Origin of the sequence: Pedomonas sp. V897 (assembly GCF_051304405.1) — a bacterium.
In the GTDB taxonomy this organism is placed as follows: Bacteria; Pseudomonadota; Alphaproteobacteria; order Sphingomonadales; family Sphingomonadaceae; genus Pedomonas.
The window spans coordinates 626,781-652,418 of the sequence record NZ_JBPPGG010000002.1; the positions used below are offsets into that span (position 1 = coordinate 626,781).

The window sequence follows — 25,638 nt, forward strand, 5'->3', positions numbered from 1 at the left end:
CGGACTCGATTAATCAGAATACGAATGCTTTGGGCTTGGTGAAGCCCGGCAGCATCGGTACGGCCGCATCCATGAAATCGAATACGCCGAAGCCGGCACCGCTCCTTCGGCCGATCACGGCCCGGCCGACCCCGCCTTCCACCAGCACGGTGGCGAGACGGCCGCCGTCCTTGACCTGGGCGATGAGCGCCTCGGGAATGTCCTCGACAGCGCCGTCGATGAACACCAGGTCGTACGGGGCATCGGCCGCATGGCCCGCCGTCAGCTCGCCCTCGACGACGGTGACATTGGCGAGGCCCAGTTCCGCCAGGCGGTCGCGCGCGATGGCGGCCAGCTCGGCATCGGACTCAAGCGCCACCACGTTCGCGCCCATATGGGCCAGAAGCGCGGCGGTGTACCCCGTGGACGCGCCGACCAGGAGCACCTTCTCCTCCGGCATGGGCGCGGCTTCCTGCACGAGGCGGGCCAGAACCCGGGGTTCCATCAGGAAGCGGCCCGGCGCGACCGGCAGGTCCTCGTCCACATAGGCGAAGGCACGACGCTCCGGCGCAACGAAGATCTCGCGCGGCACGGCGCGGAAGGCAGTGATGACGCGCTCGCTCGAAACGCGGTTTGTCCGCAACTGGCTTTCCACCATGTTGGCCCGGAGCTGTTCGGCAGTCGGCATTTTTTCTCGTCCCAGGTTTGAGTCTTGCCGGAGGCTTATAGTGCAGCGTCATGAAACCTGGCAACCAATCCACCACCGATTTTCCGCATATCCTCCGGCTTGATTAGGAAAAAGATCGTATGCGCTGTGGCAACAATCCCGCAATCACCTGTGCTGGCAGGTCGCCCGAACGCAAATGGTTAAAACCCGAACGCAAATGGCCAAAAATGCAAAAAGGGCCGGCGTGCCGTTGGCCGCCGACCCTTCGGGAAGCGCGTGAGCGCCCGCGCGCGTTCGTCAGGCGCTCTGGTGAAGCTCGCTCACCGCATCGCCCAGCGGCACCAGCGGGCCTTCGTAGAAGTGCTTGATCTTCCAGCCTGCCGCCGTGCGGACGTACTGGACATCAATATAGCAGTGGACGGTGATCTGCATGCCGGTCTTGCCCTCGGCGCGGGCGAAGACGTAGCCCCGCCCCGTCGCCCGGTCCCCTTCCAGCGAGGTCACGCGGAAGTTGGTGACGTGGTGCACGTGCCACTTGGTGTCGGCGAAGGCACCCTTGAAGAAGTCGCGGATCTCCTGATGGCCCTGGAAGGCTTTCAGACCCAGCGGGGTCACGTCGAAGACGCCGTCTTCGGTGAAGCAGGCCACAATGCCGTCCAGATCGCTCATGGTGTCGACCGCCGCATAATAGCTCTGAAAGACGCGCTCCAACGCCAGGTGATCCTCGACAACCTGCAGACGCTGTTCAATCGTAGACATGACTCTCTCCCTTTCCTCCGGTCCGGCGGCCCGGCCGCACTCCCGGCTTGGCCTCGACCTTATCGGCGGGGGGCGGCGCTTCAACCTTGGCTAAGTCAGAGGTGACAGACCTGCCGCGCCGTGCAGGAGTCGCTGCCGGAAGGAGAAGCCCATGCAGGACAGGATCGCCGAACTCCTTGAAAAACAGAGCATCATCGAGGTTGGCCTGCGCTATGCCTCCGCCGTCGACACGCGGGACATTGACCGCTTTCTCTCCTGCTTCACGCCGGATGCCCGCTGGTACAGCGACGTGCACGACGCCCGCAGCCATCAGGAGATCGCGGAGGCGATGCAGCGGGCGGCGACGCATCTGGACGCCACCCAGCACGTGGCGACCAACTTCGAGGTGACGCTCGACGGCGACCGGGCGACGATGCGGAGCTGCTATATCGCCACCCATGTGAAGGCGCCGCTGGAGCCCTATGGCCTTGCCGGAGCCTATGACGACGAGCTGGTCAAGACCGCCGACGGGTGGCGGATCAGGTCGCGCAAGCTGACCATCCAGTGGACGAGCGGCGACCCGACGGTGATGACGGGCATCACCCGGTAGGAGCCCGCCGCACCGGCCGGACAAGACGAGCCGGACACACCCTCATGGCCACAGCAGCCTGGGCAGCAGCCTGGGCTGTGATGACTCGGCGATCAGCACGGGAGAAAATCGGGTGCAGCGTGGAGGCCCGAGCCGGAATCGAACCGGCGTAAACGGATTTGCAGTCCGGTGCGTAACCACTCCGCCATCGGGCCAGCAGCGCTATCAAACAGGCTGTTGTTTTTCAAACACTTGAGGCAGGTTTCCCGCCCCGGCGTTTGCGCTGTCTGTTCGCTTCCTATGTGTTTGCACTGGCCATTGCAAGCCTTTTCTGCACCGGCCTACGATCCGCTCCGGCCCGCCTCCTCCACCGCCCGGACCACCGCCTCGATGAAGGCGCGCCGCGCCTCGGCGCGCTCGGGATCACCGGGCCGAGGCCAGGCGCTCAGGGTGACGATGACCAGCTTCTTCTCCGGGAGGATGCGGATGTTCTGGCCGAAAACGCCGCGCGCCTCGAAGCCGCCGCCGTCGATGGTCCACCACAGGTAGCCGTAACCCTGCCCGCCCCGGCCGGTGGGCACGGCCGGGCGGGTAGCCTCGCCGACCCAGCCCTCCGCCAGGAGCGCAGGACCGCCCGCCAGCAGGAACTGGCCGAAGCGGCCATAGTCCCGCAGGCTGGCGCTGAAGCAGCAGCCGGCGATCTCCCGGCCGTCCGCGCCCGGCTTGTCCGTCACCCAGAAGCCGTCCTGCTCCATGCCGAGCGGCGCCCACAGCGTCTCGGAGAGATACTGCGCCAGCGGCTTGCCAACGGCAGCGCGGATCACCTCGCCCGCGAGGCCGGTCTCCGCCGTGTTGTAGTTGAAGGTGGTGCCGGGCTCGTGGGCGCGCGGCAACTGCGCCATGAAGGCGATCGTCCGGGAAGGTGCGTCTCCCTCCCCGCCTCCGGCGGCCGACTGGCTCAGCCCGGCGAACCGGTTCACGTCCGACCGGGGGTCGGTGTAGTCCTCGTTCCAGCGCACGCCCGAGGTCATGGTGAGCAGGTGGCGCAGGGTGACGCCCTCGTAGGCCGAGCCCTTGAGGGCGGGCAGGTAGCGGGTGACGGGATCGTCCAGGCTCTGGATATATCCCTGGTTCAGCGCCGCGCCGACCAGGGTCGAGGTGATCGACTTGGCCATGGAGAAGGAGGTCCACCGCCCCTCCTCCGTCAACCCGAGGCCGTAGCGCTCCAGCACGATGCGCCCGTCGTGGAGGACCAGCAACCCCGCCACCTGGTTGTGTTCCATGAAGCGGGCCACGTCCCACGCCTCGCCGTTATAGGTGTAGCGCACCGTCAGCGCCGCGTCGGCGCGCGGCAGCGGGCGCACCGCCTCGCCCCGTTTCACCACATGGCCGGGGAAGATGCGCTCCATGAAGCGGTAGCCGAACCGCTGCTGATCGGGCGTCCAGAACAGGAGCTTGGCCGGCTCGGGCGGCTGAATGTCACTGACGGCGATGGGGTGGCGCGCCTCGGCCCTCGGGGGACGCGCCCCCGCAGCCTCGGGCGCGTTCCGGACCCGCGCGTTCTGGACCGGCTCGCCTCCCGCGTGCGCTGCGACACCGCCCGCCAGCGCCGCCGCCAGTGCCGAGCCGAACAGCACCGCCCGAATGAGACACCATGCCGCCATGCGCCGCCTCCCCGTCTGCCCGTCTGACCAGACGTCATGAGGCCGCCCGGCACCCCGATTGGCAAGGATATATTCCCGCCCCAGCGGGTGGGTCCGGCCCGGTCGTCCGGCCCGGCCCGCTGCCCGCCGCCCTCGCCCCGCCGCAGCGTGGCCGGAGCATATCGCGAGAGGTGCAACCTTCTGCTTGCATCCGGCACCGGTTCGGGGAAACAGTCTCCAACATGACCGATCAAAAAACAGAACAACAAACGACAAACGCCGGGCCGGCCGACGGGAAGACCAAGGCAGCGGCCAGTGGGGCAGGCAAGGCGCGGGCCAAGGCACCGGCGGGCGGCTGGGGGTCGCTGGCGGGGGTCGCCCGCTCCCTTCTCCATTCGGGCAACCCGGCCAAGAGCACCCTCACCCTGCGCGGCGTCAACCAGCCGCACGGCTTCGACTGCCCGGGCTGCGCCTGGGGCGACCCGGAGCACGCCTCCTCATTCGAATTCTGCGAGAATGGTGTGAAGGCGGTGGCGTGGGAGGCGACCAGCCGCGTCGTCGGCCCCACCTTCTTCGCCGAACATTCCGTCGAGTGGCTGAAACGGCAGGACCACCATTACCTGGAGGCGCAGGGGCGCATCTACCAGCCCATGCGCTACGAGCGCACGCTCGACCGCTACGTGCCGGTGAGCTGGGAGGAGGCCTTCCAGCTTGTGGGGCAGACGCTGCGCGGGCTGGAGTCCCCGGACGAGGCGCTGTTCTACACCTCGGGGCGCACCAGCAACGAGGCCGCGTTCCTCTACCAGCTGTTCGCGCGCGCCTACGGCACCAACAACTTCCCCGACTGCTCCAACATGTGCCACGAGGCCTCGGGCGTGGCGCTCGGCGAGCAGATCGGCACGGGCAAGGGCACGGTCACGCTGGACGACTTCGAGAAGGCGGACGCCATCTTCGTGTGGGGTCAGAACCCGGGCACCAACCATCCCCGTATGCTCGGCACCCTGCGGGAGGCGGCGCTGCGGGGCGCGAAGATCGTGGTGTTCAACCCCGTGCGCGAGCGCGGGCTGGAGCGCTTCGCCCATCCCAAGAGCGTCAAGGACATGCTCCCCGGCGGCGGTGTCAGCATCGCCACCCATTACTGCCAGGTGCGCGTGGGCGGCGACATGGCCGCCGCCAAGGGCCTGCTCAAGATCCTGTTCGAGAAGTACGCGGACCGCTTCGACCAGGCCTTCATCCGCGAGCACACGGAAGGCTTCGAGCGGCTGAAGGCGGACGCCGAGGCCACCACATGGGAGGAGATCGAGGCGCAATCGGGCCTCACCCGCGCGCAGCTTGAAGTCCCGGCCGGGATCTACGCCAACGCCGAGAACACCATCTTCACCTGGGCGATGGGCCTTACCCAGCACCGCCATTCCGTGGCGACGATCCAGACGCTGGTGGATGTCCTTCTGCTCAAGGGCAACATCGGCAAGCCCGGCGCGGGCGCATGCCCGGTGCGTGGCCACTCCAACGTGCAGGGCGACCGCACCATGGGGATCACCGAGCACCCCTCGCCCCAGTTCCTCGACCGGCTGGAGGCGGTGTTCCCCATCAAGGCGCCGCGCCAGCCGGGCCTTGGCACCGTCCGCTCGATCGAGGCCATGCTGGAGGGCCGGGCCAAGGTGTTCATCGGCCTCGGCGGCAACTTCGCCGCCGCCACGCCCGACACCCGCCTCACCGAGCAGGCGCTGTCCAACTGCAAGCTCACCGTCCACATCTCGACCAAGCTCAACCGCAGCCATCTCATCGTCGGCGAGCAGGCGCTGATCCTGCCCTGCCTCGGGCGCACCGAGATCGACCTCCAGGACGGCGTCGCCCAGATGGTGACGGTGGAGGACAGCATGTCGATGGTCCACGGCTCGGGCGGCATCAACCGCCCGGTCTCGCCCCATCTGCTCTCCGAGCCCGCCATCATCGCCGGGCTCGCCAAGGCGACGCTGCCGGAGGTGAAGATCGACTGGGACGGCTTCGTCGCCGACTACAGCCGCATCCGCGCCGCCATCGCCCGGGTGGTGCCGGGGTTCGAGGGCTTCAACCACAAGGTGTCGAAGCCCGGCGGCTTCCACCTGCGCAACCCGGCCCGCGAGCGGGAGTGGAAGACCGAGACCGGCAGGGCCCGGTTCATGGCCAATCCCCTGCCCCCGGCCGACCCGGCCCTGACCCGGACCGCCGCGGCGGAGGGCACGCCGCGCGTCTTCACCCTCATGACCTTCCGCAGCCACGACCAGTACAACACCACCATCTACGGCTACGATGACCGCTATCGCGGCATCTTCGGCTACCGGCGGGTGCTGTTCATGAACCGCGAGGACATGGAGGCGGAAGGGCTCGGCGTCGGCGACATCGTCGACATCCGCACCGCCGCCGATGACGGGGTGGAGCGGGTGGCCGAGGGCTTCCGCATTGTCGGCTATGACATCCCCCGGGGGCAGGTGGCCAGCTATTACCCCGAGACCAACGTGCTTGTGCCGCTGTGGAGCTATGGCGAGCGCAGCATGACGCCCACCAGCAAATCCATCCCCGTCACCCTCACCCGGCGCGAGCCCGAGGCATGACGGCAGGCGGCAGCCGCGACGGCGGCGACGGCGACGGCGACGGGGAGGCCCCGGCCGATACCCCGGCCGAAACCCTGGCCGACCTCGCCCGTCTCCAGGACGTGCTGCCCGATGTCTCCCCCCTCGCCCAGGCGCTCTTCCTGCTGCTGGCAGCGGGCGGCGAAGCCCGGCTGGCGGCGCTCGGCAAGGCGCTCGACCTGCCGCTGGCGCTCACGCTGCGGGGTGCGGCGGAACTGGCCGGCCTCGCGGACACCTCCGGCGCGGCGCTGGCCGAGCTTCTGGAAGGCGCAAGCCCCGGCGCGGGACGGCTCCGCCTCACCCCTGCGGGCGCAGCGCTGGCGCGCCGGCTGACGGGGGAAACAGACCGTCGGGATCGTTGAACACCAGCACGGAGTCGCGCCGGGCCAGCGCCACCAGCGTCAGCCCCGCCCGGCGGGCCAGATCCACCGCCAGATCGGTGGGCGCGGAGATGGCCACCAGCGCGGGCAGCCCGGCGCTCGCACATTTCTGCACCAGCTCGAAACTGCAGCGGGACGTGACAAGCGCGAAGCCTTCCGCCGTCGCCGCCCCCTGCCGCGCCAGCGCGCCGATCAGCTTGTCGAGCGCGTTGTGGCGGCCCACGTCCTCCCGGGCGAGCAGGATGCGCCCGGCACTGTCGGCATAGGCGGCGGCATGTACCGCGCCGGTCTCCCGGTTGAGCGGCTGATGGTCCGCCAGCCCGTCCAGCGCCCGGAACAGGGCGTCCGGCGTGAGGGCGGGCGGCCGGCCGACGACGCGCACCGCGCGGATGGCGTGCTCCAGCTCGGTCACGCCGCAGATTCCGCAGCCGGTCTGCCCGACAAGGCCGCGCCGCCGGTCGATGAGCTGCTCGGCGCGGGGGCCGGGGATATCGACCCGCACCAGCAGGCCCGGCGGAATCGGCCGCACCTCGATCCCCGCGATCTCGGACGCGCTGTCCACGATCCCCTCGGCGAGCGAGAAGCCGACCGCGAAGTCCTCGATGTCCCGGGGAGTCGCCATCATCACCACATGGGCGATGCCGTTGTAGGTGAGCGACACCGGCACTTCTTCCGCCAGCGGGCGCGTGGCCGCGCACGCCGCGCCGTCACGGTTGATGCGCACCACCGCACCGGGCATGGTCCCCTGACCCCTTGTCTCCTCCACGCCACATTCCCCTTGTCTTGCGCTCTCTTGCGCTCTCTTGCGCACTCTTGCGCTCTCTTGCGCCCTTTTGCGCCCTTTTGCGCGCCCTGACACCTGTTGCATACTGTCCTCCGGTGAAGACGGAGCGTCCAGAGCCAGGTTCCACTGTGATTGCCGCCGCGAAGGGCCAATCCGCCGCCCCGGAACGACCGGCGCCCCTGCCCCGTTTTCCGGTGGCCGGACGTGGAAACGCGCTGATTTGCCGCCCGGAAAGTGGGCAGCACATCATGATGCGGTCACGATGCGGACATATTGGTCTCTGAGAAGCCCACGTTCTTCAAGTAGCAGGAGGTCATATGCGGATAGCTGTCGTCGGCACGGGATACGTGGGTCTGGTATCGGGTGCCTGCATGGCCGAGTTCGGCCACCAGGTGACCTGCGTTGACACCAACCCCGACATCGTCTCCCGTCTCAGCCGGGGCGAGCCCACCATCTACGAGCCGGGGCTCGATGACCTGCTGCAACGAAACATCAAGGCCAACCGCCTGAGCTTCACCACCGAGCTGGCCGGCGCCGTCGCCGAGGCCCAGGCCGTGTTCATCGCCGTCGGCACCCCGTCCCGCCGCGGCGACGGCCATGCGGACCTGACCTACGTTTTCGCCGCCGCCCGGGACATCGCGCTCCACGCCCGCAACGGCGCGGTCATCATCACCAAGTCGACGGTGCCGGTGGGCACCGCCTCGCGCCTGCGCGACCTGGTGGCGGAGGTTGCGCCGCTGAAGAAGCTGGAAGTGGCGAGCAACCCCGAGTTCCTGCGCGAGGGTTCGGCCATTCAGGACTTCATGCACCCGGACCGGGTGGTGGTGGGCACCACCTCCGAGGAAGCCCGGCAGGTGCTGAAGGAGATCTACCGTCCGCTGCACCTGCGCGAGACGCCGATTCTGTTCGCCTCGTGCGAGACGGCGGAGGTCATCAAGTACGCCGCCAACGCCTTCCTTGCCACCAAGATCAGCTTCATCAACGAGATGGCCGACCTGTGCGAGAAGGTGGGCGCGGACGTGCAGGACGTGGCCAAGGGCATCGGCCTCGACAAGCGCATCGGCGACAAGTTCCTCCACCCCGGCCCGGGCTATGGCGGCAGCTGCTTCCCCAAGGACACGCTGGCGCTCCTGCGCACCGCCGAGGAAGCAGGTGTGCCGCTGCGGCTCGTCTCGGCAACCGTCGAGGTCAACACCACCCGCAAGCAGAACATGGCCCGGCGGATCATCGAGGCCTGCGGCGGCTCGGTCGCGGGCAAGACCATTGCCGTGCTCGGCCTCACCTTCAAGCCCAACACCGACGACATGCGCGACTCGCCCGCGCTGGACATCGTGCCCGCGCTCCAGAAGGCCGGGGCATTCATCCGCGCCTATGACCCCGTCGGCATGGAGCACGCCGCGCCGCTGCTGCCGGAGATCCAGTTCGCCGAGGATCCCTACTCGGCCATGAAGGATGCCAGCGCCGTCGTCATCATCACCGAGTGGAACGAGTTCCGCGCGCTCGACCTCACCCACGTGCGCCGGCAGCTCAAGGAGCCGGTGTTCGTCGACCTGCGCAACATCTACCGCAGCGCGGACATGGCGGCGGCGGGCTTCCGCTATGTCTCCATCGGCCGCCCGCAGCTGCCGCCCGTCGAGGTGGAAGCGGAGCGGACCCCGGCCAGCGTGCACCCGCTGAAGTCGGCCGCCGCGGAATAGGGCCGGAGAACAGGCCGCCCCCTCCAGCCCTGACGTACCATCAACCCGCCGTCGGGTGCCCGCGCCTCAATGCACCTCCCGCAGGGCCGCGAGCGCGCCGATGGCGGCGAAGATGGGCAGGCGCAGCCAGCGCCCGCCGGGGACCGCCAGGTTGGGCAACTGGCTGATGAGATCGAACCGGCGGGTGTCGCCGCCAATGGCCTCGGCGATCACGCCCCCCGCCAGAAGGGCCTGCGCCACCCCCTGCCCCGAATAGCCCGCTGCGTAATAGATCTGCCCCTCCCGCCCGATGGCGGGCATCCGGCTGGACGTGACCGTGACCAGCCCGCTCCACCCGTGGTCCAGCCGCACGCCCTTCAACTGGGGATAGACCGCCTCCAGCCGGGGCCGGACGATGGACTCGGGCGTCTCCTCCGGGTCCAGCCGGAACCGCTCCCCGCCGCCGAACACAAGGCGCCGGTCCGGCGTCATGTGGAAGCTGTTGGCCGCCATGCGGGTGTCGCACACCGCCAGCCCGTCCTTCACCAGCGTGGCGGCCACATCGGCGGGGAGCGGCTCGGTGGCCGCCGCAAAGACGCTGAGCGCCTCGGTGCGCCGCTTCACCCGCTCCAGCAGACGGCCGGACTGGGCGCCGCCCGCCACCACCACATGGCGGGCAAGCACCTTGCCGCGCATCGTCTCCACCAGCATCCGCGCCCCCCGCGCCCGCACACGGATGACCCGGCTGCCCTCATGCAGGCGCGCGCCCGCCAGTTCGGCCGCCCGGGCCAGACCCAGCGCCAGGTTGAGCGGATGGACATGACCGCCCTCCGCGTCCAGCAGCCCGCCGTGAAAACTCTCCGAGCCGGTCAGCCGCACCGCGGCCTTCCGGTCGACAAAGCGGCTGTAGCCATAGCCCATCACCCCCTCGCGGCATTCGGCCTCGGCCTCCAGCATCGCCATGTCCTGCGGTGTGGCGGCAGCGATGAGATGCCCCTTGCGCGCATCGCAGTCGATGCCGTGGCGGCCGATCCGCAGCCAGAGCTGCGCCACCGCCTCCGCCGCAAGCTCGAACAGCTGGCGGGCCCGCGCCGCGCCAAGCTGGTGAACGAGGCTGCGGCTGGCGCGGGTCCAGCCCGCCATCACCTGCCCGCTGTTCATCCCCGACGCGCCCCAGCCGATGCGCCGGCTCTCCAGCAGGACGCAAGAGAGCCCGCGCTCGGCGCCATGCAGCGCCGCCGACAGGCCGGTGAAGCCGCCGCCGATCACGCACACGTCCACCTGCTTCACCCCTTCCAGCGCGGGCCGGAACGGCGCCGCATGGGCCGTCGCCGCAAAATAGGAGGGCGGATAGTCGTGCCCGTGCGCGGTATTCTCGATGCTGGCTGTCATGATGCTCCCGAGCAGCGATGGCGGTCCGCCGGTCAGCCTGTGCCCGCCCGGGTAAAGCGTCTTGCCCCCTGCCCCCCGCGCGGCTCCGGCTCCCCACATCCCGGCGACCTCGGGCTCATAGAATAACGTTGCTGCTAAATATTCAACTATTAATATTAATGGACTAGTCGTCTTTTCCCGCGCCCGTTGCCGGGACGGGCTGCGGGAAAGACCAGCTTCGCCAAATGATGTTTGACGGCTGCGCTCCGGCGGGGCAAAGGCATGGGCGTGCCGCGCGGCGCTCCGGCGGACCGCGCCCATGTGAGTGAGCTTCAAGGACCCTTGCCCATGACCATCATTCGCCAGGATGACGTTATCGAGTCCGTCGCTGACGCGCTTCAGTACATCTCCTACTTCCACCCGATGGATTACATCCGCGCCCTGGGACGCGCCTACGAGCTGGAGCAGTCTCCGGCGGCGAAGGACGCCATCGCGCAGATCCTCACCAACAGCCGCATGTGCGCCGAGGGCCTGCGCCCGATCTGCCAGGACACCGGCCTCGTCGTCGTCTTCGTGAAGGTGGGCATGAACGTCCGCTGGGACGCCACCATGTCGCTGGAGGAGATGATCAACGAGGGTGTGCGCCGCGCCTACATGCACCCGGAGAACCGCCTGCGCGCCTCGATCGTCGCCGACCCGGCCTTCAGCCGCAAGAACACCCGCGACAACACCCCGGCCGTCATCCACACCCAGATCGTGCCGGGCGACCATGTGGAAATCGCCGTGGCGGCCAAGGGCGGCGGCTCGGAGAACAAGTCCAAGTTCGTGATGCTGAACCCGTCCGACGACATCGTCGACTGGGTGGTCAAGACCGTGCCGCAGATGGGCGCGGGCTGGTGCCCGCCGGGTATGCTCGGCATCGGCATCGGCGGCTCGGCCGAGAAGGCCATGCTGCTGGCCAAGGAAGCGCTCATGGAGCCGATCGACATGGCCGAGCTGAAGGCCCGCGGCCCGCGCACCAGGATCGAGGAGCTGCGCATCGAGATCTATGACAAGGTCAATGCGCTCGGCATCGGCGCGCAGGGCCTGGGCGGCCTCTCCACCGTGCTCGACGTGAAGATCCACGACTACCCGACTCACGCCGCCTCCAAGCCGGTGGCGATGATCCCGAACTGCGCCGCCACCCGCCACGCCCATTTCGTGCTGACCGGCGAAGGCCCGGTGTATCTGGAGCGCCCGAAGCTGGACGATTGGCCGAAGGTGGAGTGGACCGCCTCCCCGTCCGCGCGCCGGGTGAACCTCGACACCCTGACGCCGGAGGAAGTGGCGAGCTGGAAGCCGGGCGAGCGCCTGCTGCTGAACGGCAAGATGCTCACCGGCCGCGATGCCGCCCACAAGCGCATCCAGGACCTGCTGGCCTCCGGTCAGGGCCTGCCGGAGGGCGTCGATTTCCGCAACCGCGTGATCTACTACGTGGGCCCGGTCGATCCGGTGCGCGACGAGGTGGTCGGCCCGGCCGGCCCCACCACCGCCACCCGCATGGACAAGTTCACCGACATGATGCTGGAGAAGACCGGCCTCATCGCCATGGTGGGCAAGGCCGAGCGCGGCCCGGTCGCCATCGAGTCCATCAAGAAGCACAAGGCGGCCTACCTGATGGCCGTGGGCGGCGCGGCCTACCTCGTCTCCAAGGCGATCAAGAACAGCCGCGTCGTCGCCTTCGAGGACCTGGGCATGGAAGCGATCTACGAGTTCGAGGTCCAGGACATGCCGGTGACCGTTGCCGTCGATGCGACCGGCGAGAGCGTCCACCACACCGGCCCGCTGGTGTGGCGCGAGAAGATCGCCAAAAAGGAAGTGGAACCGGCGTAAGCCTTCCTGTTCCGGCGCAATCAAAAAGCCGCGCAAGCCCTTGGGCCTGCGCGGCTTTTCCTTTGCGGGGCGACCGGCAATCCGCCCCATAAGAAGAGCCGCACCTCCTGGAAGAGGCGCGGCCGAGAGTATCGCTTTGCAAGGGGCAGGCGAAATCGCCCCTTGCACACTATAGCTAAATATCCTGCGTCAGGCGACCGTAGAGATCGGGCCGGCGATCGCGGAAGAAGCCGAAGGCGTAGCGGTGCTTCTGGATCAGGTCGAGATCGAAGGTGCCGATGACGACGCCGGTCTCGCCGTCGCCCAGTTCCGAGACCATCTCGCCGCGATGGCTGGCAACGAAGCTGTGGCCGTAGAAGTGCTGGCCGCACTCGTCCCCGATGCGGTTGGCGGCGACCACCGGCACCACGTTGGAGACGGCGTGGCCGATCTGGGCCCGCTGCCAGAGCGCGCTCGTGTCCAGCTCCGCGTCATGGGGCTCGGAGCCGATGGCCGTCGGGTACATCAGCACCTCCGCGCCCATCAGCATCATGGCGCGGGCGCATTCGGGATACCACTGGTCCCAGCAGATGCCGACGCCGACCACGCCATGGCGGGTCTTCCACACCTTGAAGCCGGTGTTGCCGGGGCGGAAGTAGAACTTCTCCTGATAGCCCGGCCCATCGGGAATGTGGCTCTTGCGGTAGACGCCCATGATGGCGCCCTCGTCATCGATCATGGCGAGGGAGTTGTAATAATGGTGGCCGTCCCGCTCGTAGATGGAGGTCGGGATGTAGACCTTGAGATCCCGGGCCAGCTTCTGCATTTCGAGGACCGCCGGATGCTCCTCCACCGGGTAGGCCTTGGCGAAGAAGTCCTCCTGCTGGTCCTTGCAGAAGTAGTGGCCCTGGAACAGCTCGGGCGGAAGGATCACCTGGCCGCCCTGCCGGGCCGCCTCGCGCACGAGGTCGGCGACGGCGGCGATGTCCGTCTTCATGTCGTCGGTGAACGCGAGCTGAAGCCCCGCAACCGTAATCTGACGCGTCATGACGCTTTGATCCTTCCCTCGCTTACTTGCCGTCCGTCACCGGGAAACTCGGCACCTGCTGCGTGATGCAGTGGAAGGAGCCGCCGCCGGTGAGGATGTGGTCCGCCCTGAGGCCCACCGCCTTGCGGCCGGGGAACAGCCTGCCGATGGCCTCCACCGCCGCGTCGTCCCATTTCGTGCCGTAGACGGGCACCACAACGGTCGTGTTGGCGATGTAGAAGTTGGAGTAGGAGGCCGGGATCACCTCGCCGTCCTCGTTCTCCACCCGGCCAGTAGATGGGAAGGTGACGATCTCGATACCAGAGTATTTCTTCAGCCGGGCCAGCGCATCGGCGTAAATGTCGCGGTTGGGATCGTCCGCGTCCCGCGCCTCGGGCAGCGCCACGACGCCGGGGGCGACGAAGCGGGCCAGGTTGTCGATGTGCCCGTCGGTGTGATCGTTCGCCAGCCCGTCGCCCAGCCACAGGATGCGCTCCACCCCCAGCTGCTCGGAAAGGTTGCGCTCGATCTCGGCGCGGGAGAGCCCCGGGTTGCGGTTGGGGTTGAGCAGGCACTGCTCGGTGGTGAGCGCCGCGCCCTGCCCGTCCACGTCCACCGAGCCGCCTTCCAGCACCCAGTCGAACGCTTTGAACGGCAGGCCCGAGGCCTTGCCGACCGCCGCCGAGACCTGATCGTCGAACGGCAGGTCATACTTGCCGCCCCAGCCGTTGAAGCGGAAGCCGTGGGCCGCCAGGCCGTCCGCGCCCGCCACGAAGATGGGCGCGGTGTCGCGCAGCCAGATGTCCCCGAACGGAATGTCGTGCAGCACCGCGCCGGTGCCTGCCAGCGCGGCCTCGGCGCTGGCGCGCGCCTCCGCGTTGGCGACCAGAATGTTCAGCTGCTCGCCACGCGGGCGGCCGGTGACCGGGTCCACGTTCGCAATGGCGCGGAACAGCGCCGCGACTTCGGCGCGGGCCGGCTCCAGATCTTCCAACCACAGGTCGGCATGGCTGGGCCATGCCGACCAGACTGCATCGTGCTTCGCCCACTCGGCGGGTTGACGCATCACTTACTCGCTCCTTTGAGAGACGCCTCGCGTGCCGCCCCAAACTCGGCGGTCGGGAGCCATTTGGGCCATTGGCTGGAATTTGCAAGCTCCAGACCGGTCTGGAACAACAATTCCGCATCTTCCGCCGTGCCGGAGAAGTCCATGTCCGCCCGGTATTCGTCCGACGGCTTGTGATAGTGCCTGGCCACGTATTCGGCGGACTGGCTCTGGCCCCACTCCGCGCCCTTGCCGATCACGTCGACGCCGCTGTCGGCGTAGAGCATGGGCACGCCCACCTTGGCCAGCTCGAAATGGTCCGAGCGGTAGTAGGACCCGGCCTCGGGCCTGGGCTCGGGCACGATCACCCGGCCCTGCTGGGCGGCATGTTTCTTGAGCAGCGGCTCCAGCTCGGACTTGCCGTAGCCGATCACCACCACGTCGCGGGTGCGCCCGAAGGTGCTGAGCGCATCCATGTTGAAGCCGGCCACGGTCTTGTGCAGCGGATAGATCGGGTTCTGGGCGTAGTAGCGGGAGCCGAGCAGGCCGAACTCCTCGCCGGTGACGGCCAGCAGCACCACCGAGCGCTCCGGCCGGGCCGCGGCGAAGCGCTTGCCGATCTCGATCAGCGCGCTGACGCCGGTGGCGTTGTCCACCGCGCCGTTGCAGATGCCGTCGCCCCGCTCGTCCGGCGTGCAGGTGCCGAGGTGGTCCCAGTGGGCGGTGTAGAGAATGTACTCGTCCGGTCGCTTGGTGCCGGGGACGATGCCCACCACGTTCTGCGATTCCATGCGCCGGATGGTGTTGCTGAGCGTGCCCGAGACCTTGAGGTTGCCCAGCGGCACGGCCTTGAAGCCCGGGCGGGCGGCGGCCTCTTTCAGCGCCTTGTAGTCGAGCCCGGCGGCCGCGAACAGGCGCTGGGTGGCCTCGCTGGAGATCCAGCCTTCCACCGCCGCGCGGTCCATGCCGTCGTTCTCCCGCACGATGTCGAACTGCGGGCCGGTCCAGCTGGACTTCACCACGTCCCACGGATAGGCGGCCGGGGCGGTCTCATGGACGACGAGCACGCCCGCCGCGCCCTTGCGGGCCGCTTCCTCGAACTTGTAGGTCCAGCGGCCGTAGTAGGTCATGGTCTTGCCGTTGAACAGCTTGGGATCGCCCGTGGCGAAGCCCGGGTCGTTCACCAGCACGACCACCGTCTTGCCCTTCACGTCGAGCCCGGCGTAGTCGTTCCAGCCCCACTCCGGCGCGTCGATGCCGTAGCCGACGAACACCAGCTCCGAGTTCTCCAGCGCCGTCTGCTCGCGGACCTGCTTGGTCCACACCACCTGATCCGTGATGTAGTCGAGCGTGATCGGCGCCGCGCCGCCGGTGACGGTCAGCGCGGTCGGCGCGGTGGTGCTCTCCACCATCGGCACGGCCTGGAACCAGCTCCCGTTGGCGCCGCCCGGCTTCACGCCACCGCTGGCCAGCTGATCCGCGATGTAGCGGATGGTCAGCGTCTCGCCCTGGCTGAGGGGCGCGCGGCCCTCGAATTCGTCCGACGCCAGAACCTTCACGTGAGCGTCGATGGCGGCGGGCGCGATGGCCTGCCCGGAAGCGCCCGCGTGGGCGGTCATGGCGCACAGGCCGAGGGCGGTCGCGGTCAGAAGGCGGTTCGCGCGGAACATAGGCACCTCTTGGCAAGATGGTTTGCGAGATGGATCGGCAAGCCCTTCCGGGCCTTCAGGCTTCCTTCCACGTTGCGGGAAAACGGTCAAGCCGCCGTCACGAGGCTTGGCGGTTAGCACTCACCCAAGATGAGTGACAGTAAAATACCCAAAATAACAGGAATTTGAGACGAAACGATTCAACAGGATTATGTTATTCTGTCGCCACTGGCGTATAATCATCCCTGAAAGCGGGTTGCGTTGCAGACCATGGAAGCCTTTTTTAGGATGTCTGCGGGAGTGTCGTCATGACCCTGCGCCGGGAACAGTCGTCTGATTTCGAACTTCGCCTCAAGGGATATTCGCTTTTGACGGCGGAAATCCTCTACTGGATGCCCGATCATCATGATCTGCTCCAGAGTTTCGTCTGGCAGACGCTGGATCTCGCGCCGCGCTTCCCCCGCCTGCATCAGTTCCTCGACTACTGGCGGGCGCACATCGAGGCGCCGCTGCACTCGATCCACATCACCCACGCCAGCCTGGTCACGCCGGCCGAGCTGAAGCTGGTGGGCAACGAGTTCCGCCTCAACTGACGGCCGCGCCCCGCCGCGCGTTCCGGCTCCGCTCGTCCTCCCGCCGCGCCTGCCGTGGTGGCCAAGCGGCGCGTGCGAACCATATGTTGTGTATCGAGCAGAGGGAGAGTGCCATGTCCCTGAAGAAGCAAGGAGCCTTGCAAGCCTGGCTGCGCCCCGCCAACGCGGACTGGGCAACCGACGGCCATCGCTACATCTTCCCCCCGCTGTCCTCCGACGGTATCCGCATGTACATCACCAAGCAGCCGGACCGGATGGTGGAGGTGCTGGTGGCGACCCGCGACGCCAGCTTCACCTTCAACGCGCCCATGCCCGCGGCGCTCGCGCCCAAGGGGCTGTTCGTCTGCGTCACCTGGCAGGACGGCGAGACCATCGACCTGCAACTGGGGGAAGACAAGGTCGGCTCCTACCCCTTCCACCTGCCCGTCACCGCCTGAGGCGCGCCCTCTCCCCTCCCCGGCGGCGACAAAGTGCCCACTGGATTTTTGCGCCGCTTGTCCCCATATGGGGGCTGCCTCTCACGAGTCGCTGCGATTGGCATGTTACCGCCACCGCAGCGGCGGCAGCGGTATCGGGCCGCAACCGGGGGCCATGGAGCGTGGGACCGCGGCATCCGCAGGGCCCCGGCCGGATCAGGGAACGGCCCGGATCAAGGGATGGCCCGGATCAGGGAGCGGCCCGGATCAGGGAGCAGCCCGGATCAAGAATTGGAAGAAATCGTGTGATTTCCGAAGGATAGATCAGGACGTTTCCGTGGCGTGGTGTCCGCTGCCGCAAGGCCAGGTCGCCAAGAAATTGTTTATCGGAAATAAGCCGATCTACTGGTTTTCGCACAAAGCATTGAAACAAAACAAAAAATTACCGAGACGCCGCTTTGGCGCAAGCCTTGCGACTCGGTCCCGCTGAGGATAAAGAAGCGACCGGCGCGACCTGAAAGCTCATGGTCGAATGCAGGCCGCTTGTCCGCCCATGGCCGCGCCGGGGGGCCTGACAGTCCGGCATGCGGATGCCACCGATCCATGGGGTGATCCCTGGACGGCGATGTCCGCCCAAATATGTTGATGAATTAAGGAAGTGTCGAATGAGCGATCGCCTGCAGCAAATGCCCAAACTTGAGCCCTCTGCTGCGCTGACTGTGGAAACGGTCCTGAGTGTCCATCACTGGAACGAGCACCTGTTCAGCTTCAAGATCACGCGGCCGGCCAGCTTCCGCTTCCGCTCGGGCGAATTCGTGATGATCGGCCTGCCGGGCGAACAGCGCCCCCTGCTGCGCGCCTACTCGGTGGCGAGCCCCGCCTACGCCGAGGAGCTGGAGTTCCTGTCGATCAAGGTGCCGGACGGTCCGCTCACCTCGCGCCTCCAGAAGATCCAGCCGGGCGACGAGATCTTCCTCGGCCGCAAGCCCACCGGCACGCTGGTGACCGATGCCCTGCTGCCGGGCAAGCGCCTGTTCCTGCTCTCCACCGGCACGGGCCTGGCGCCGTTCATGAGCCTGATCCGCGACCCGGACGTGTACCAGCTGTTTGATCAGGTGGTCGTGGTCCACTCGGTGCGCCGCGTCAGCGATCTGGCCTACCGCGCCGAACTGGAAAGCCGTCTGGCGGACGATCCGCTGGTTGGCGATCAGGCGCAGACACAGCTGCACTACGTGCCGACCGTCACCCGCGAGGAATTTCACACCACCGGCCGCATCAACACGCTGATCGAGACCGGCAAGCTGTTCGAGGGGCTGGACGGCCCCAAGAATCTGGACCCGGAGACCGACCGCGTTATGCTGTGCGGCAGCATGGCCATGATCAAGGAATTCCAGGCCTATCTGGAAGGCCTCGGCTTCATCGAGGGCTCCAACGCCTCCCCCGGCCAGTTCGTCATCGAACGCGCCTTCGTGGGCTGAGGGTCTCAACCTCCCCGAACAAGAAAAAGGCTCCGCAGCGCGGAGCCTTTTTTGTTTTCGGCCCGGGGCGTTTTCCGGGACGCAGCCCAGTCATACAAAGGGGGGTCGAGCCCCCCTTTCCTCACACACCCTGAAAACCGGACTCACACGTGCGCCCAGCGGCGCAGCAGGTTGTGGTAGATGCCGGTCAGGCGGACGATTTCCGGGTCCCCCTGCCCGCGCTCAAGGGCCAGCGCCTGGATGGCCAGGTCCAGATCGAACAGGATGCGGCGCTCGCCGTCGTCGCGCACCATGCTCTGGATCCAGAAGAAGCTGGCGAGCCGCGCCCCGCGCGTGACCGGCGTGACGCGGTGCAGGCTGGAGGCGGGATAGAGCACCATGTCCCCCGCCGGCAGCTTGACCGAATGGGTGCCGAACTGGTCCTCCACCGTCAGCTCGCCGCCGTCGTATTCGTCCGGATCGGCGAAGAACAGGGTGGCGGACAGGTCGCTGCGGATGCGGAAATCGCTGCCGCGCTGGATGCGGATGGCGTTGTCCACGTGGGTGCCGAATTCCTCCCCGCCCTCGTAGCGGTTGAACAGCGGCGGAAACACCTTGAGCGGCAGCGCCGCCGCGATGAACAGCGGCGATTTCGCCAGCGCGTCGAGGATCAGGTTGCCCATCTCGCGGGCGGCCGGCGAGCCCTCCGGCAATTGGCGGTTGCGCTTGGCCAGCGCCGACTGCGCGCCGGAAGTGACGTTGCCGTCCACCCACTCGGCCTCGGCCATGATCTGGCGGCAGCGCGCCACCGCCGTGGCGTCGAGCACGCCGGGAATGTGTATCATCATGGGAAAGCTGCGATCATTTCTTGAGAACGAAGGGAATTTCCACAAATCCCCGCACGGGCACCGCCACGCCGTTGCGCAGGGTGGGAGACCAGCGCCATTTCCTCACCGCCTCCAGCGCCGCCTTGTCCAGCCGCTCGAACCCGCTGGAGCGCGAGACGCGGATGTCCGCCACCGCTCCGTCCGGCCCCACGGTGAGCAGCAGCACCACCGTGCCCTCCTCCTTGCGGCGGCGGGATTCCAGCGGATAGCGCGGCGGCTTCGCCTCGATCATGGTGGCGGAGAGATCCTCCACCGTCTCGATGCCCGGGCCAGCGGCCGGCGCGGCCTTGGGCTGGGCCACCACCGCCGGGGCCATGACGGCGGGTGCCGGCTCCGCCGCCGCCTGCACGGGCGACGGCTGGGGCGGCAGAATGTCGAGCACCGGCGGCGCGACGATCGGCGTGACCGGCTCAAGGCTGGCCTCCGGCATGGGCGCGGGCGGCGGTGGCGGCGGCGCGGCCTGCACCAGATCGACCATGATCGGCTCGGGCGCCAGCGGCGTGAGCTTGACCACGTCCATGGTCACGAGCGCCGCCAACAGCGCCACATGCAGTCCGGCGATGGCGCCAATGGCGCCCCAGTTGACCCGGCGGCCCGCGCCATAGCGCCCGGACTGCGCCTCGGGCGCCTGCGAGAAATCGGATTGGGAGAATTCGGACTGCGAGAATTCGGATTGCGAGGGTTCGGCCTCCAGGGAAGCCGGTTTCAGCGCCTCGGACGGCCGGGATTCGGGCCTGGGAGACCCGCCGGCGACAAACCGCAGCACCGGGGTGGACCGGCCAAGGCCCTCCTCCGGTTGCGCATCGAACGCCTGTGCCGCGCCGCTCGCGTCCATCTGCCTATCCCTGCGGACTGGTCCGCGTCTGAGAACGAATGGTCAAGCATATAGAACGGCCGCCGCGGCGATGCAATTGCAAATTCGTCGCAACTACAGCGCGGAGGCGGAAGGATCATCCGGTGCCAGCGCCGCGACCAACTCCGGCGCATGGTCGGCCAGCCACGCCCGCGCCTTGTCCAGAAAGGCGGGCGTCGCCGTCTCGGGGATGCGGCGCAGCCACGCGGCGGCCTCGTCCCGATTCCCGGCGGCGATCAGCAGGCGGGCATGGTTGAACTGGCCGCGAAAGTCCCCGCCCTCGGCGGCCTGACGGTACAGCGCGGCGGCTTTCTCCATGTCGCGCTCCACCACCCAGCCGTCCTCGTAGAAGCCGCCCACCATGTTGATGGACTTCACATGCCCCAGCTCCATCGCCTTGCGATACAGGCGCAGCGCCTCGGCGCGGTCCAGCGGCACCCCCTCGCCCAGGCAATAAAGCGTCGCCAGGTTGTACATGGCCCAGTCGAGACCATTGTCGGCGGCAGCCTTGTACCAGCGGGCGGCCAGCGCCTTGTCCACCGGCGTGCCCCAGCCCTGATCGCAGCAGCGCCCGACCATGTTCATGGCCATCACATGCCCCGCCTGCGCAGCCTCGATGAACAGGCGCAGCGCCTCGGCCGGATTGCGCGCCACCCCGCGCCCGTCGAGCAGCGCCTGGGCATAAAGCGCCTTGGCCTCGATCACACCCGCCTCGGCGCAGACCCGCAGAATCCCGGCCACCTCCTCCGGCGGACCGGAAAGACGGCGGTTCAGCTCCTCCGCCGACCAGCGGCGAACGTCGTCATAGGTCAGGGCCATGGCTTGTCTGGCCTCTTTCAAGGGTTTGAAACTGGAAAATGCAGGAGGGACCTGGTCCCTCCTGCACCTCCCTTTCGTTTTGCCGGCCGTGTTTCCAGCGTTCGCGGGAACCACGGTCCAGCAGACAATTTTCGTTCAACAGGGCCACGCCCTTCATCCAGCGCGCGCCTGAAACACATCCCTTCAAAGAAAAGGGAGGTGCAGGAGGGGCGAGCCCCTCCTGCGACCTGATTTACAAACCGGCCTGCACCAAGCCTCAGAACGTCAGGCCCAGCGTCGCGAAGGCCGAGCGGCCCGGCGCGATGGTGGCGAAGTGCGTGCCGTAGGTGCGGTCGTAGTACTTCTTGTTGAACACGTTCTGCACGTTGACGCGCAGGGTGGCGTAGTCGGTGAGCTTTGCCGACGCCGTGGCGTCGAAGCGCCAGTAGCTGGGGATCGAGCGGCTCACGCCGTCCGCGCCGAAGTTGCCGTACTGCTTGGCGTTGTAGATGGCGCCGCCGCCCACCTGATAGCGATCGGCGAAGTCATAGGTGCTCCACAGCGTGAAGCTGTGCTTCGGCGTGTTCGGGAACGGCTTGCCGTTGGCCACGTTGTTCTCGCCCGCGAACTTCACCTCGGAGTCCATGTAGGTGTAGCCGCCAAAGACGCTCCAGCCCGGGAGCACCTGGCCGTTGACGCTGACCTCGACGCCGTCGATGCGGCGCTCGCCGACGAACACCGGCAGGCTGTCCGGGCCGATGGTGCGGGCGTTCTTGGTCTCGGTGCGGAACAGGGCCAGGTTCACGCCCAGGGCCGCGTCGAAGAACTCCCACTTGGTGCCGATCTCGTAGCTCTTGGTCTTCTCGACCTTCAGATCATCGGGATCGAACGCGCCCTCGTTGCGGCCCGGGGTCAGGCCGTTGCTCTCGCTGCCCTCGCCGAGGAAGCTGCCCGGAGGCGTCGCCGAGGTGGCGTAGGACAGGTAGATGCTGCCGTTCTCCGCCGGCTTGTAGATGAGGCCCGCCTGCCAGTTGAACAGGTCGTCCGTGCGGTCGACCTCGGTCTTGTTGGCGAGGCTGCGCGCCTTCACGTCGTAGTGGTCATAGCGCACGCCGAGGTTCACCAGCAGCGCCTCGGTGAGCGTGATGGTGTCCAGCATGTACGCGGACCAGGTGTTGATCTCGGTGATCGTGGCGATCGGGTTGCGGGCGGTGGCGATGGGGTTGCCATCGGCGTCGCGGTTCACCCACGGATCTTTCGGGTTCGGGTTGAACAGGCTGGTGCAGTTGTGCAGCGCGACGCCCTCCGGGGTGCAGCGCGGCGAGGTGTTGAGCGCGTTGCCCTTGCCGTCGCCGTAGGTGCCCTGGCGGGAGCGCTCCCAGCTGCCCTCGATGCCCGTCGACAGGCTGTGGGCGATGGCGCCCGTGTTGAACTTCGCCGAGATGTCCAGCTGGTCGACGATCGACTCCGTACCGCCGTAGCGCGAGTTGGTGCGGCGCCACACCTGGCCGTTCTGGACGTTGCCCTGGCTGTCGTCCGGCTGGGTGATGATGTAGCTCTGCTTGACGTTGGCGTACTTGGCCGTGTTGCGGATGGTGACGGCATCCGTCACGTCATGCTCGATCCGCAGCATCACCTCGTCGATGTTGGTCTTGCGGAAATCGCGGTCCTTGAGGCCGTAGAAGTTGGAGCGGTCCACCTTCTGGCCGTTCACCTCCTCGGCGGGGCGGATCTTCAGCTTGCCGGAGGCCACCGCCTGCGCCTGGGTGCGCTCGAACGGCATGCCCGGATCGGGCAGGTCGTCGGTCTCCAGGTGGTAGTAGTTGAGGAAGGCGCGGGTGTCGGTGCCGAGGCCGAAGCCGATCGACGGCGCAATGCCCCAGCGGTTGTAGTTCATGGCGTCGCGCTTGGCCACGTCCTGGTCATGCCACATGGCGTTGAGGCGGATGGCCGCCACGTCGCTCAGCTGGTAGTTGGCATCAACGGTTGCGCGCTTGTAGTCGGCCGTGCCGTAGCTGAGATCCGCCGACACCTCGGTGCCGAGGTGGGCCTTCTTGGTGACCATGTTCAGGCTGCCGCCCGCGCTGCCACGGCCGCCCAGGGTCGAGTCACCGCCGCGCACCACTTCGATCTGCTCGATCGCGAACACTTCGCGCGACTGGCCGCCCACGCTGCGGACGCCGTCGATGAAGGTGCTGCCCTGGGTGTCGAAGCCGCGGATGAACGGACGGTCGCCCTGCGGGTTGCCGCCCTCGCCCGCGCCGAAGGTAATGCCCGGGACAGTGCGCAGCGCCTCGACCAGCGTGGTGGAGCCGGTCTCCTTCATCACCTGCGCCGGCAGGATGACGACGGACTTGGGCGTGTTCACCAGCGGCGCGGTGTACTTGGGAGATTCGGGCTTGTCGATCTTGTAGCCCTGCTCCTCGATGGCGGTGTCGGTGACGGTCATGCCGCCCAGACGCGCCGGAGCAGCGTTCGCTCCCTCGGTGCCCTGCGCCACGGCCGGCGCGGCGATGAAGCCGACGCAGCCCAGCGCCAGGAACGCAACGCCAGCACTGCCGGCCGCCGCCTCGTCCACACCGAACCGGTTGGTAGTCTTCTTACCCATGCGGTATCAACCCCTGTTCTTGAGAATAAATTGCATTTCGGTGGCGAAGTACAAACTTCCAGACGGCGAGTCAACGCAGGCGATATGGAAAATGAGAAGTAGTTGCAATTAGGGAACACAGATCGGGAACATGGGGCCCGCCGGACACCCCGCCCCCCCCCCTCTCCCCGGGCCACGACGCCACCCAACGCGGACGGCACCCAACACGGCTGTTTTTCCGCGCCCCATTTGCCGATAAACTTTATAGAGTTCGTCTTCTGCCCCGTCCCGGCCCGCTGTCTGCGCGCGAGGCGGCATCCTCCCAACCCCTAACCAGGACGAAGAATGGCCGTTCAGACCAAGACGCACCTGCTCCGCCAACCTGCCCAGGCCATCAGCCGCCTCAAGGCGCTGTGGCGTGAATACATCATCACCAATGTAGATCACGAAGCCGTGGTCCGGCGCGTCACCGAAGAAGCGCGCTGGAGTTCGCGCTATGCCTTCATGGTGGTGATCTCCGCCGGGATCTCCATTCTCGGCCTGCTCCTGCCCTCAAGCGCGGTGCTGATCGGCGCGATGCTGATCTCCCCCCTGATGATGCCGATCATCGGCCTCGGCTTCGCGCTTGCCACCTTTGACGTGGAGGAGATGAAGCAGGCCGCCTTCGCGCTGGCTGCGGGTTCGCTGCTTGCCATTGTCCTGTCGGCGCTGTTCGTCGCCATTTCGCCGGTGCAGACGGTAACCTCCGAGATCGCGTCGCGCACGCAGCCGAACCTGTTCGACCTGCTGGTTGCCCTGCTCTCGGCGCTGGCGGGCGGCTACGCTCTGGTGCGCGGGCGCGGCGAGACGGTGGTGGGCGTCGCCATCGCCATTGCGCTGATGCCGCCGCTCGCGGTGGTGGGCTTCGGCCTTGCCACGCAGAACTGGTACGTCGCGGGCGGCGCGCTGCTGCTGTTCTTCACCAACCTCATCACCATCGCGCTGACGGCGGCGTTTGTCGCCCGCCTCTACGGGTTCGGCTCCCACCTCTCCCCGGCACACACGCACCTTCAGACCGTGCTGATTGTGGTCATTCTGGCAGCGCTGGCGACGCCGCTCGGCCTCACCCTGAAGCAGATCGGCTGGGAGACCCTCGCCTCCCGCCAGATCCGCGATGGCATCCGCAGCCACTTCCCCTCCGCTGCCCGCCTCAGCGACGTGGAATCCCAGCTGCGCGGGCGGCCGATCAAGGTCACCGCGACGGTACTGACGCCCCGGTTCATCGCGGACGCGGACGAGAAGGTGGGCCAGACCCTGACCCGCCTGCTCAACCGGCATGTGGTGGTGCATCTCGACCAGCTGATCGTGGGCGGCGCGGCGGGCGACGCCCAGGCCGCCCAGCTGGCGGCGGCGCAGAACCGCGAACGCCTCCAGGCGGACCGGATCACCCGGCTCATCAGCGACCGCCTGGCGCTCGCGGGCGGCGGCGCCCCGCGCGACGTGCTGATCGACCAGATCGGCCGCCGTGCCACCATCACCGCCCGCCCGCTGGCCGGGAGCACCCTTGCCACCTATCACCAGCTGGAGCAGCGCGCCGCCTCGGGCGTGGAGGACTGGACGCTGATGCTGGTGCCCCCGCTCCTGCCGCTGCCCGAGATCACGTTCGCCGCGACAGAGGCCGCCCCGAAGCCGGATGCGGCAGGCGAGAACGCCCTCGACATCGCCGCATGGGCCATCCTGCGCCGCAATGTGCCGGTCAGCCTGAGCGGCCCCGCCGCCGTGGTGGACGCGGCTGCGGCAGCGCTGGCGCTGCGGGGCGTCGAGTCCGGCCTGCTGGACCTCCGTCCGGACGCGCCGGCCGCACCGCCCCGCGCCGGTGGAAAGCCCGCAGCACAGGAGCCGCTCACGGCGCGTCTCGACTGGCGCGTGGCAACGTTTGAATGACGTCGGCTGGGGCGATCCGAATCCCACGGGGCGCGCCGGGACAGGAAGCCGTGATCGTCAATGACGGCGCCTTCCCCGCCATTGCCCCGCAACGCAGAGGCAGCAAGATCAAA

At 67.7% G+C, this 25,638-nt stretch carries 21 protein-coding genes and 1 tRNA gene; 9 read left to right on the top strand and 13 right to left on the bottom strand.

Annotated elements, in window-relative coordinates; all coding sequences use genetic code 11:
• Positions 1-13: 13 nt before the first annotated feature.
• Together ACSJJU_RS08860 and ACSJJU_RS08865 are read right to left on the bottom strand one after the other, a co-directional pair.
• Positions 14-667, bottom strand: coding sequence for a protein-L-isoaspartate O-methyltransferase family protein (locus ACSJJU_RS08860; RefSeq protein ID WP_435915002.1), 654 nt, complete (start codon positions 665-667; stop codon positions 14-16).
• Between the two features lie 276 nt (positions 668-943).
• Positions 944-1,405: a nuclear transport factor 2 family protein gene (locus ACSJJU_RS08865; protein ID WP_435915003.1), complete on the bottom strand. Its 462-nt coding sequence runs from the start codon at positions 1,403-1,405 to the stop codon at positions 944-946.
• A 151-nt stretch (positions 1,406-1,556) separates the two neighbouring features.
• On the opposite strand from ACSJJU_RS08865, the gene ACSJJU_RS08870 reads away from it, so the two are divergent.
• The gene (locus ACSJJU_RS08870) at positions 1,557-1,994 is read left to right on the top strand and encodes a nuclear transport factor 2 family protein (RefSeq protein ID WP_435915004.1); all 438 of its coding nucleotides are present in this window, start codon (positions 1,557-1,559) and stop codon (positions 1,992-1,994) included.
• A 120-nt stretch (positions 1,995-2,114) separates the two neighbouring features.
• Here ACSJJU_RS08870 and ACSJJU_RS08875 read toward each other — a convergent pair.
• A tRNA-Cys gene (locus ACSJJU_RS08875) sits at positions 2,115-2,188 on the bottom strand.
• Between the two features lie 126 nt (positions 2,189-2,314).
• Entirely contained in the window at positions 2,315-3,637 is a 1,323-nt protein-coding gene (locus ACSJJU_RS08880) for a serine hydrolase domain-containing protein (RefSeq protein WP_435915005.1), read from the bottom strand.
• Between the two features lie 221 nt (positions 3,638-3,858).
• Here ACSJJU_RS08880 and ACSJJU_RS08885 point away from each other — a divergent pair, with 221 nt between their 5' ends.
• Positions 3,859-6,210 carry an FdhF/YdeP family oxidoreductase gene (locus tag ACSJJU_RS08885; RefSeq protein ID WP_435915006.1) on the top strand — a complete coding sequence of 784 codons (2,352 nt, stop codon included), beginning with the start codon at positions 3,859-3,861 and terminating at the stop codon, positions 6,208-6,210.
• A complete protein-coding gene (locus ACSJJU_RS08890) occupies positions 6,207-6,590 on the top strand; it encodes a hypothetical protein (RefSeq protein ID WP_435915007.1) in 384 nt (127 codons plus the stop codon). Before ACSJJU_RS08885 ends, ACSJJU_RS08890 begins: the two co-directional genes overlap by 4 nt.
• Here the strand turns inward: ACSJJU_RS08890 and fdhD are convergent.
• Positions 6,526-7,374 carry a formate dehydrogenase accessory sulfurtransferase FdhD gene (gene fdhD, locus ACSJJU_RS08895; RefSeq protein WP_435915008.1) on the bottom strand — a complete coding sequence of 283 codons (849 nt, stop codon included), beginning with the start codon at positions 7,372-7,374 and terminating at the stop codon, positions 6,526-6,528. The two genes, ACSJJU_RS08890 and fdhD, sit on opposite strands and share 65 nt — an antisense overlap.
• Before the next feature lie 335 nt (positions 7,375-7,709).
• Here fdhD and ACSJJU_RS08900 point away from each other — a divergent pair, with 335 nt between their 5' ends.
• Positions 7,710-9,089 (top strand): UDP-glucose dehydrogenase family protein, encoded by a 1,380-nt coding sequence (locus ACSJJU_RS08900; protein ID WP_435915009.1) that lies wholly within the window; start codon positions 7,710-7,712, stop codon positions 9,087-9,089.
• A 66-nt stretch (positions 9,090-9,155) separates the two neighbouring features.
• Here ACSJJU_RS08900 and ACSJJU_RS08905 read toward each other — a convergent pair whose 3' ends face one another.
• Entirely contained in the window at positions 9,156-10,460 is a 1,305-nt protein-coding gene (locus ACSJJU_RS08905) for an NAD(P)/FAD-dependent oxidoreductase (protein ID WP_435915010.1), read from the bottom strand.
• A 327-nt stretch (positions 10,461-10,787) separates the two neighbouring features.
• Between ACSJJU_RS08905 and ACSJJU_RS08910 the strand changes: the two genes are divergently transcribed.
• Complete coding sequence (locus ACSJJU_RS08910) at positions 10,788-12,311, top strand: fumarate hydratase (RefSeq protein WP_435915011.1); 1,524 nt, start codon at positions 10,788-10,790, stop codon at positions 12,309-12,311.
• 175 nt (positions 12,312-12,486) lie between these two features.
• Here the strand turns inward: ACSJJU_RS08910 and aguB are convergent, their stop codons facing one another.
• The 3 genes from aguB to ACSJJU_RS08925 are packed head-to-tail and all read right to left on the bottom strand — an operon-like array spanning position 12,487 to position 16,032.
• On the bottom strand, positions 12,487-13,338 hold the full coding sequence (gene aguB, locus ACSJJU_RS08915; protein ID WP_435915012.1) for an N-carbamoylputrescine amidase: 852 nt from the start codon (positions 13,336-13,338) through the stop codon (positions 12,487-12,489).
• 22 nt (positions 13,339-13,360) lie between these two features.
• The gene (locus ACSJJU_RS08920; RefSeq protein WP_435915082.1) at positions 13,361-14,383 is read right to left on the bottom strand and encodes an agmatine deiminase family protein; all 1,023 of its coding nucleotides are present in this window, start codon (positions 14,381-14,383) and stop codon (positions 13,361-13,363) included.
• On the bottom strand, positions 14,383-16,032 hold the full coding sequence (locus ACSJJU_RS08925) for a M28 family metallopeptidase (protein ID WP_435915014.1): 1,650 nt from the start codon (positions 16,030-16,032) through the stop codon (positions 14,383-14,385). Before ACSJJU_RS08925 ends, ACSJJU_RS08920 begins: the two co-directional genes overlap by 1 nt.
• 287 nt (positions 16,033-16,319) lie before the next feature.
• On the opposite strand from ACSJJU_RS08925, the gene ACSJJU_RS08930 reads away from it, so the two are divergent.
• The 3 genes from ACSJJU_RS08930 (at position 16,320) to ACSJJU_RS08940 (ending at position 18,498) form a co-directional block, all read left to right on the top strand.
• Positions 16,320-16,604 carry an usg protein gene (locus tag ACSJJU_RS08930; protein WP_435915015.1) on the top strand — a complete coding sequence of 95 codons (285 nt, stop codon included), beginning with the start codon at positions 16,320-16,322 and terminating at the stop codon, positions 16,602-16,604.
• Between the two features lie 113 nt (positions 16,605-16,717).
• A complete protein-coding gene (locus ACSJJU_RS08935; RefSeq protein WP_435915017.1) occupies positions 16,718-17,041 on the top strand; it encodes a hypothetical protein in 324 nt (107 codons plus the stop codon).
• Positions 17,042-17,685: 644 nt separating this feature from the next.
• Positions 17,686-18,498, top strand: a complete 813-nt coding sequence (locus tag ACSJJU_RS08940) for a ferredoxin--NADP reductase (protein WP_435915018.1) — start codon at positions 17,686-17,688, stop codon at positions 18,496-18,498.
• Positions 18,499-18,641: 143 nt separating this feature from the next.
• Here the strand turns inward: ACSJJU_RS08940 and ACSJJU_RS08945 are convergent, their stop codons facing one another.
• From ACSJJU_RS08945 to ACSJJU_RS08960, 4 genes are all read right to left on the bottom strand, one after another.
• The gene (locus ACSJJU_RS08945; RefSeq protein ID WP_435915019.1) at positions 18,642-19,325 is read right to left on the bottom strand and encodes a Fe2+-dependent dioxygenase; all 684 of its coding nucleotides are present in this window, start codon (positions 19,323-19,325) and stop codon (positions 18,642-18,644) included.
• Between the two features lie 13 nt (positions 19,326-19,338).
• Positions 19,339-20,199: an energy transducer TonB gene (locus ACSJJU_RS08950; protein WP_435915020.1), complete on the bottom strand. Its 861-nt coding sequence runs from the start codon at positions 20,197-20,199 to the stop codon at positions 19,339-19,341.
• 93 nt (positions 20,200-20,292) lie between these two features.
• Positions 20,293-21,036 carry a tetratricopeptide repeat protein gene (locus tag ACSJJU_RS08955; protein WP_435915021.1) on the bottom strand — a complete coding sequence of 248 codons (744 nt, stop codon included), beginning with the start codon at positions 21,034-21,036 and terminating at the stop codon, positions 20,293-20,295.
• Positions 21,037-21,292: 256 nt separating this feature from the next.
• Positions 21,293-23,623, bottom strand: coding sequence for a TonB-dependent receptor (locus ACSJJU_RS08960; protein ID WP_435915023.1), 2,331 nt, complete (start codon positions 23,621-23,623; stop codon positions 21,293-21,295).
• A 324-nt stretch (positions 23,624-23,947) separates the two neighbouring features.
• On the opposite strand from ACSJJU_RS08960, the gene ACSJJU_RS08965 reads away from it, so the two are divergent.
• Positions 23,948-25,525, top strand: coding sequence for a DUF389 domain-containing protein (locus ACSJJU_RS08965; protein WP_435915024.1), 1,578 nt, complete (start codon positions 23,948-23,950; stop codon positions 25,523-25,525).
• Positions 25,526-25,638 lie beyond the last annotated feature (113 nt).